The 7,467-nt window shown below is 72.9% G+C and carries 6 protein-coding genes; all 6 read right to left on the bottom strand.

The features are described 5' to 3' along the window. Nucleotides 1-1,167, bottom strand: coding sequence for an RNA polymerase sigma factor (locus tag TR48_RS16715; protein ID WP_084729491.1), 1,167 nt, complete (start codon nt 1,165-1,167; stop codon nt 1-3). A 267-nt stretch (nt 1,168-1,434) separates the two neighbouring features. Beyond that, complete coding sequence (gene dnaG / locus TR48_RS16720; RefSeq protein ID WP_084729492.1) at nt 1,435-3,348, bottom strand: DNA primase; 1,914 nt, start codon at nt 3,346-3,348, stop codon at nt 1,435-1,437. A gap of 141 nt (nt 3,349-3,489) precedes the next feature. Continuing rightward, nucleotides 3,490-4,755, bottom strand: coding sequence for an NAD(P)/FAD-dependent oxidoreductase (locus tag TR48_RS16725; RefSeq protein ID WP_042367848.1), 1,266 nt, complete (start codon nt 4,753-4,755; stop codon nt 3,490-3,492). Nucleotides 4,756-4,880: 125 nt separating this feature from the next. Further along, nucleotides 4,881-6,149 carry a deoxyguanosinetriphosphate triphosphohydrolase gene (locus TR48_RS16730; RefSeq protein ID WP_042367850.1) on the bottom strand — a complete coding sequence of 423 codons (1,269 nt, stop codon included), beginning with the start codon at nt 6,147-6,149 and terminating at the stop codon, nt 4,881-4,883. 37 nt (nt 6,150-6,186) lie between these two features. Then, complete coding sequence (locus TR48_RS16735; protein WP_042367852.1) at nt 6,187-6,576, bottom strand: hypothetical protein; 390 nt, start codon at nt 6,574-6,576, stop codon at nt 6,187-6,189. Between the two features lie 80 nt (nt 6,577-6,656). Continuing rightward, nucleotides 6,657-7,467 (bottom strand): trypsin-like serine peptidase (locus tag TR48_RS16740; RefSeq protein ID WP_161789843.1); only part of this gene is annotated, 811 nt, incomplete at its 5' end.

Consider the following 7,467-nt stretch of genomic DNA (forward strand, 5'->3'; position numbering starts at 1 on the left):
CTAATCGAGATAGCCGCGCAGTTGGTCGGCGAAGGCGTGGTCGCGCAGTTTGTTCAGCGTCTTCGACTCGATCTGCCGTATGCGCTCGCGGGTCACCCCGAAGAGGCGGCCGATCTCCTCCAGCGTGCGCGGGCGGCCGTCGAGGAGGCCGTAGCGCAGCTGCACGACCTTGCGCTCGCGCTCCCCCAGGGTGCCGAGCACCGCCTCCAGGTGTTCGCGCAGCAGCAGGAACGCTGCGGACTCGACCGGGGAGGCCGCGTCGCCGTCCTCGATCAGGTCGCCGAGGGCCACGTCGTCCTCCTCGCCGACGGGGGCGTGCAGGGAGACGGGCTCCTGGGCCAGGCGCAGCACCTCGCCGATGCGCTCCTCAGGTAGTTCGAGCACCGCGGCGACCTCGGCCGTGGTCGGTTCCATGCCGCGCTCCTGGAGCAGTTGGCGCTGGACCCGGACCACGCGGTTGATCAGCTCGACGACGTGCACCGGCACCCGGATGGTGCGGGCCTGGTCGGCCAGCGCGCGGCTCATCGCCTGGCGGATCCACCAGGTGGCGTAGGTGGAGAACTTGTAGCCGCGGGTGTAGTCGAACTTCTCCACGGCGCGGATCAGGCCGAGATTGCCCTCCTGCACCAGGTCGAGCATGGTCAGCCCGCGGCCCACGTAGCGTTTGGCGACGGAGACGACCAGGCGCAGGTTGGCCTCGACCAGGCGGCGCTTGGCGATGCGTCCGCGCACGATCAGCTGGTCCAGCTCGTCGGCGAGCTCTTCCGCGACGGTCTCGTGATGCAGCGCCAGGTACTCCTCGGCGAAGAGGCCGGCTTCGACGCTGCGGGCCAGCTCGACCTCGTCGACGGCGGTGAGCAGCGGGATGCGCCCGATCTCGCGGAGGTACTGGCGGAACAGGTCCGCGGCCGGGCCGCCGCTGTCGTCCAGCGACGGGAGCGGCTCGTCCGCCACCGACCGGAGCTGGTCGGGCGTGGGTTCGGCGGGCGACTCGACGGCGGGTTCCGGGCCCGGGGACTCCGCCGTCGCTTCGGCCGTCGCTTCGACCGCTGGTCCGTCCTCGGCGGCGGCGCGCCGCACGGGCACGGCGGTCGGAGCGAGCGAGAGAGGCCCGGGTTCGTCGAGGTTGGTCGGGTGGAGGGCCGTGGCGGCAAGTTCCACGTCCATCCCTTCCGGCGCCGGAGGACGCCCCGGTGACGGGGCCGACGCCTGCTCGGAAGCGGAATCGGGGGCACGCGGCATCGGAACGTGGGGAGGGTTCTCGTCGCCCCGCGTCCGGGAAGCCTGGGGCGCGGCGCCGCCGGGATCGGCAGGCCGCGGCTGAGAGGGTTGAGGCACCGACTCCCAGTGTGGAGCAGTCCGGGGGTGCGGGCAGAGACCCGTGCGGGGAGTTTCTGTGCAGGAGCGGTCACCGAGGGTGAGCTCGACGCACCGTCAGAGTGCCGCAGCCCCACGGGAGCGCAGCTCCCCCTCGTACTGCTGGAGGCCCCACAGTTCCCGCTGGACCGCCTCGGTCTGCTCGGCGGCCGCGTGCGGGCCCAGCCGCTGGAGCTGGACGCGGCAGGCCGCCACCCGCCGGGCCACGGCCTGCAGCCGCAGCTTGACCAGGAACTCCCCCGCGTAGCCGGCGTCGGGCGCGCGCCGGGTGCGGATCGGCTCGACGGCCAGCTCGGTGATCAGGCCGCGCACGGCGTCGTCCGGTGCGACCTCGCGCAGCACGTCCACCCAGATGTCGGCCGCCTCCGCGCCCGCGGTGACGCCGCCGCCCGAGGCGACGGCCTCGCGCACCGCCGCGTACGGGGGCGTCACGAACTCCTCCGGGCTGAAGGCGTCCAGGACCGGCGCGACCAGGGCCGGGAACTGCACCGCCAACTTCAGCAGTTCGCGCTCCACGAACTGCTGCGGGTTGCGCGCGTCCAGCCGGAACGCCGGCCGGGCCGGAGCGGCGGGGGCCGCCGGGGCCTGCCCCGGTCGCTGCTGCCCGCGCACGTTCCCGCGCCCCTCGCGGCGCTCGGCGGCCCACTGCGCCACCTGCTGCACCCGGCGGACCACGAACCGCTCGTCGAGGATGCCGAGCATGCCCGCCAACTGGACGGCGTACTCGTGCCGGATCGAGGCGTCCTTGATCTGCGCGACGATCGGCGCGCACGCGTCCAGCGCGGCGGCCCGGCCCTCGGCGGCGTCGAGGTTGTGCCGGGCGACGGTGGAGCGGATCGCGAACTCGAACAGCGGCGAGGCGCGGTCGATCAGGTTGCGCACGGACTCGTCGCCCTCGGCGATCCGCAGCTCGCACGGGTCCATGCCGCCGGGGCTGATCGCGATCAGCGTCTGCGCGGCGAACTTCTGGTCGTCCTCGAAGGCCCGCAGCGCGGCCTTCTGCCCGGCGGCGTCGCCGTCGAAGGTGAAGATGACCTTCGCCTCGCTGCCCGCGGTGTCGAGCAGCAGCCGGCGAAGGATCTTGATGTGGTCCTCGCCGAAGGCGGTGCCGCAGGTCGCCACGGCGGAGGTGATGCCCGCGAGGTGACAGGCCATCACGTCGGTGTAGCCCTCGACGACGACGGCCCGACCGGAGCGGGCGATCTCCTTCTTGGCCAGCTCCACGCCGTAGAGCACGTGGGACTTCTTGTAGAGCGGGGTCTCCGGCGTGTTCAGGTACTTCGGCCCGTTGTCGTCCTCGCGCAGGCGGCGCGCGCCGAAGCCGACGACCTCGCCGGTCAGGTCCCGGATCGGCCAGACCAGCCGCGCCCGGAACCGGTCCATCGGGCCGCGGCGGCCCTCGGAGCAGATGCCGGAGGTCAGCAGCTCCTTGTCGGTGTAACCCTTGCCGCGCAGCACCCGGGTCAGGTTCTCGAACCCGGCCGGCGCGTAGCCGACGCCGAAGTGCGCGGCGGCCTCGCGCTCGAACCCGCGCTCCTTGAGGAACCGCCGCCCGATCTCGGCCTCCGGCCCGTTCAGCTGCTCCTGGAACCAGGCCGCGGCGAGCCGGTTGATCTCCAGCAGCCGGGTGCGCTCGCCCTGCTGGCGGCCGGGCACGTAGGAGCCGCCCTCGTAGCGCAGCGTGATGCCGACCTGCGGCGCGAGCCGCTCCACCGCCTCGACGAAGGAGAGGTGCTCGACCTTCATCACGAAGCCGATGGTGTCGCCGCTCTCCTGGCAGCCGAAGCAGTTGTAGACGCCCTTGGAGGGGTTCACGTAGAACGACGCGGACTTCTCGTCGTGGAACGGGCACAGCCCCTTGAGCTGGCCGCCGCCACCGTTGGCGAGCTGGACGTAGTCCCCGACGACGGCGTCGATCCGCAGTGCGGCCTTCACCGCCTGCACATCTTCGTCCCTGATCCGTCCCGCCACGGGTGAAGTCTACGGCGCACCGTCAGGGGCGCGAGGAACTGCGCGAGGAACCCACCTCAGGAGGACGGCCCGGAACCCTCGGGATCTCCTTGTCCTGGGCGGCTTGTCGCGCAGTTCCTCGCGCCCCTGGGCACAGCGCGACTAGACCAACGAGTCCAGGGGAACCGAGGGGTCCGCCAGGCGGTCCGGGTCGATCGGGGTGCGGGACCGGACCAGGGACTGGATCGGGTCTGTGACGTCCCACACGTTGACGTTCATCCCCGCCAGGACGCGGCCGTCGCTCGTCTGCCAGAAGGCGATGAACTCGCGCTTGCCCGCGTCGCCGCGGATGACCACGCGTTCGTAACCGCCGGGCGTGGCGAAGCCCGAGTACTCCATGCCCAGGTCGTACTGGTCGGAGAAGAAGTAGGGGACGCGGTCGTAGACGACCTCCTGGCCGAGCATCGACCTCGCCGCCGCCGGGCCGCTGTTCAGCGCGTTGGCCCAGTGCTCGACCCGCAGGCGCCGGCCGAACAGCGGGTTGAACGCGCCGGCGACGTCGCCCGCCGCGAAGACGTCCGGGTCGGAGGTGCGCAGCGCGGCGTCCACGGCGATGCCGCCGCCCTCCTCGCGGGGGGCGAGCTCGAGGCCGGCCTGCTCGGCGAGCGCGGTCTGCGGGATCGCGCCGATGCCCACGAGGACCGCGTGCGCGGGGTGCTCCTGGCCGTCGTCGGTGTGGACGGCGAGGACCATGCCGTCGCGGCCCTCGATCTCGGTGACCGACGCGCCGAAGTGGAACTTCACGCCGTGGTCCTGGTGCAGGCGTGCGAAGAACTCGCCCAGCTCCGGCCCGAGCGCCGCGTGCAGCGGCGTGCTCAGCGGCTCGACGACCGTCACCTCCGCGCCGTAGCCGCGCGCGGCGGAGGCGACCTCGAGGCCGATCCAGCCCGCGCCGACGATCACCAGCGTGCCGTTCTCGCGGCCCAGCGTCTGCAGTGTGCCGCGCAGCCGCTCGGAGTCGGAGAGGCGGCGCAGGTAGTGCACGCCGCCCAGGTCCGCGCCGGGCACGTCGAGGGGGCGCGGCCCGGAGCCGGTGGCCAGCAGCAGCTTGTCGTAGCCGAGGACGCCGCCGTCCCCGCCCAGGCGCAGCTCGCGCGAGGCGCGGTCGACCCCGACGACCGGCTGGCCGAGGTGCAGCTCGACGTCGTGGGCCGCGTACCAGGCGGTGTCGTGGACGAAGACCTCGTCGCGTTCGCTGCTGCCCGTCAGGTAGCCCTTGGAGAGCGGTGGGCGCTCGTAGGGCTTCTCCCGCTCCTCGCCGAGCAGTATCACGCGGCCGTCGAAGCCCTCCGCGCGCAGCGTCTCGGCCGCCTTGGCCCCGGCCAGTCCCGCCCCGACGATCGCCATCGTCGCGTGCGTGCCCACCATGTCCGTCTGCCTCCGTGGATTACCTCGGTGGATTCTTCATGGATGTCCCAGCATGGATGTCCCAGTGAGCCTCCCGTATGCGCACCCGGAGGTGAAGGGGGCGTCACTGATCGATCGTCAAGATCTCATGGTGACTTGGTGAGCGCCCGGTGGCGGGCGAGGGCGCTCGCGTCGGTCAGGGTGGCGATCTGGTCGATCACCGCGCGCAGCCGGCCCGCGTCGTCGGACGCCTCCTCGTACAGGGTGCGGAAGACCGGGTCCAGGCCCTCGGGCGCGCCGCGCACCAGCGCCTCGGCGAGCTCGCTGATGACGACGCGCTGGCGGCGGCGCAGCTGCTCCTGGTCCTCGCGCTGCATCACGTAGCGGTCGGCGACCGCCTTGAGCACCGCGCACTCGAGCCGGACCTCGCGCGGGACGATCAGGTCGGCGCGGTAGCGGGTGAGCGGGCCGTCGCCGAAGGCGGCGCGGGTCGCCGTCTCGGCGGAGGTGCAGAAGCGGCCGATCAGCTGGCTGGTGGCGTCCTTGAGCCCGGCCCGGTCCCGGGCGGAGCCGTCGTAGTGGTGCGGCCACCACTCCTGGGCGCGCAGCCGGTCCAGGGCCTCCTCCAGCTCCTCCGGATCGGCGTTGGGGGCGTAGCGCGCGGCCACCCGGTACAGCCCGGCCCGCTCGCTCGGCGCGCCCAGCGCGGCGGGGCGGATGTGGCCGGCGTGCAGACCGTCCTCGACGTCGTGGACGGAGTAGGCGACGTCGTCGGACCAGTCCATCACCTGGGCCTCGAAGCAGCGCTTGTGGCCGGGGGCGCCCTGCCGCATCCAGGTGAAGACCGGCAGGTCGTCGGCGTAGACGCCGAACTTGTGCGGCAGCTCCGGGTGCTCGCCCCGCGCCCAGGGGTACTTGGTGGCCGCGTCGAGGGCGGCCCTGGTCAGGTTCAGGCCGACGCTGATCGGGCGGCCGTTCGACTCCGCGTGCGGGACGAAGCGCTTGGGCTCCAGGCGGGTCAGGATGCGCAGCGACTGCGCGTTGCCCTCGAACCCGCCGCACGACGCGGCGGCCTTGTCGAGCGCCTCCTCGCCGTTGTGGCCGAAGGGCGGATGCCCGATGTCGTGGGCCAGGCAGGCGGTCTCGACGAGATCCGGGTCGCAGCCGAAGGCGGCGCCCAACTCGCGCCCGACCTGCGCGCACTCCAGCGAGTGGGTGAGCCGGGTGCGTGGGAAGTCGCTCTCCAACGGCGCGACGACCTGCGTCGTCCCGGCGAGCCGCCGCAGCGCGGCGGAGTGCAGCACCCGCGCGCGGTCGCGCTGGAACGCGGTGCGCCCCGGGCGCTTGTCCGGCTCCTCCACCCAACGCGCCTGCGCGCCGGGGCTGTAGCTGATGACCTGCGCGATCTCGTCCATCCCCAGCACAGTAACCCCTGGGAGGGACAACGCGGCGTCAGGCTCGCACGGGCCGGGCCGGGCGAAGCAGGCGTTTCCAGCGCGGCAGCTCGGTGCAACAGGTCAGCAGGGCGAGGGCGGTGACGAGCACCGCGGTCCACGGCCAGAACAGCAGCCAGGCCGCGACGACCGCGCCGCCCAGCTCGGCGAGCACCATCATGACGGTCGCCCACCCCGGCACGGCGATGTTCGTCCCCGGCTTGTCTCCGGGCGTCTGGAAAGCGGCCGGGACCCCGATGAGCAGGACGTCGACCCCGATCGCGGCCAGGATCGAGTGGTGCCACAGGGCGATCGGCAACCCGATCCAGCCGACGAGCTCGAGCCCGGCGCGCAACGCGGTGGCGTACCAGGGCTCCTGGTACCGCTCCGGTCCTGACTGCTTCTCCATCGCGGCTCCCCCTCCGACGATCGCGGGGGGGGAAGCGTAACGCCCAAAGGGCCGCCGTGGGACGGCCGTTACGGACTCCCTCACCCACCCGCCGACGAGGAGGCCGAAGCCGACGCGGCGGAGGCGGACGCGGAAGGGGACGGGCTGCCTGCCGCGACCGCCTGCTCGTACAGCGCCTGGATCCGGTCGCCGAAGTAGACGGCGTAGGACACGTCGTCGCTGTCGCCGCCCTCCTGGTAGCCGCCTATCACGCCGACCAGCGTGCCGAGGCCGGTCTTCGGGTCGATGCCCTGGAGCAGCGGGCCGCCGCTGGTCCCCTCGGTGAACCCGGTGCAGTCGAACTCGGACTGGGTCGCGCTGTAGGCGGTCAGCGAGTTCAGGCAGGAGATCGGCTGGTCGGTGGTGGACGGATAGCCGATCACGCCGACCGTGGTCGGCCGGGAGATCCCGAAGGCGATCTTCTCGGCGCCGACCGCGTCCTCGATCCGGGCGTTCGGGTCGCCGTCCTTGTGGACCACGAGGAAGGCGACGTCGGAGTCCTGGTCGCTGTCGGCGGCCCAGTGCGGGTCGATCAGGAGGGAGGTCGCCCGCCAGACCCCGAACGGGCGCTGACCGTCGTGGAAGCCGGGCGCGAAGACCACCGACGCCGGGCTCGGGGAGCCGTTGGCCGGATCACTCAGGCAGTGCGCGGCGGTCGCGACGACGTCGCCGCCGGGCGAGTGCACCACGCTGGCGGTGCAGAAGTGGTGGTCGGCTCCGTTGTCGTCCGGGTAGAGGAGCACGCCGACGGCCGGCAGCCCGTGGAACGCGCTGCTGTGACCGTCGGGGCTGGCCTCGGGTCCGGCGAGGGAGGCGGGCACGTTCGCGGCGGGGCCGACCGGGCCCGTCGGC

Source organism: Streptacidiphilus neutrinimicus (genome assembly GCF_000787815.1).
GTDB lineage: Bacteria > Actinomycetota > Actinomycetes > Streptomycetales > Streptomycetaceae > Streptacidiphilus > Streptacidiphilus neutrinimicus.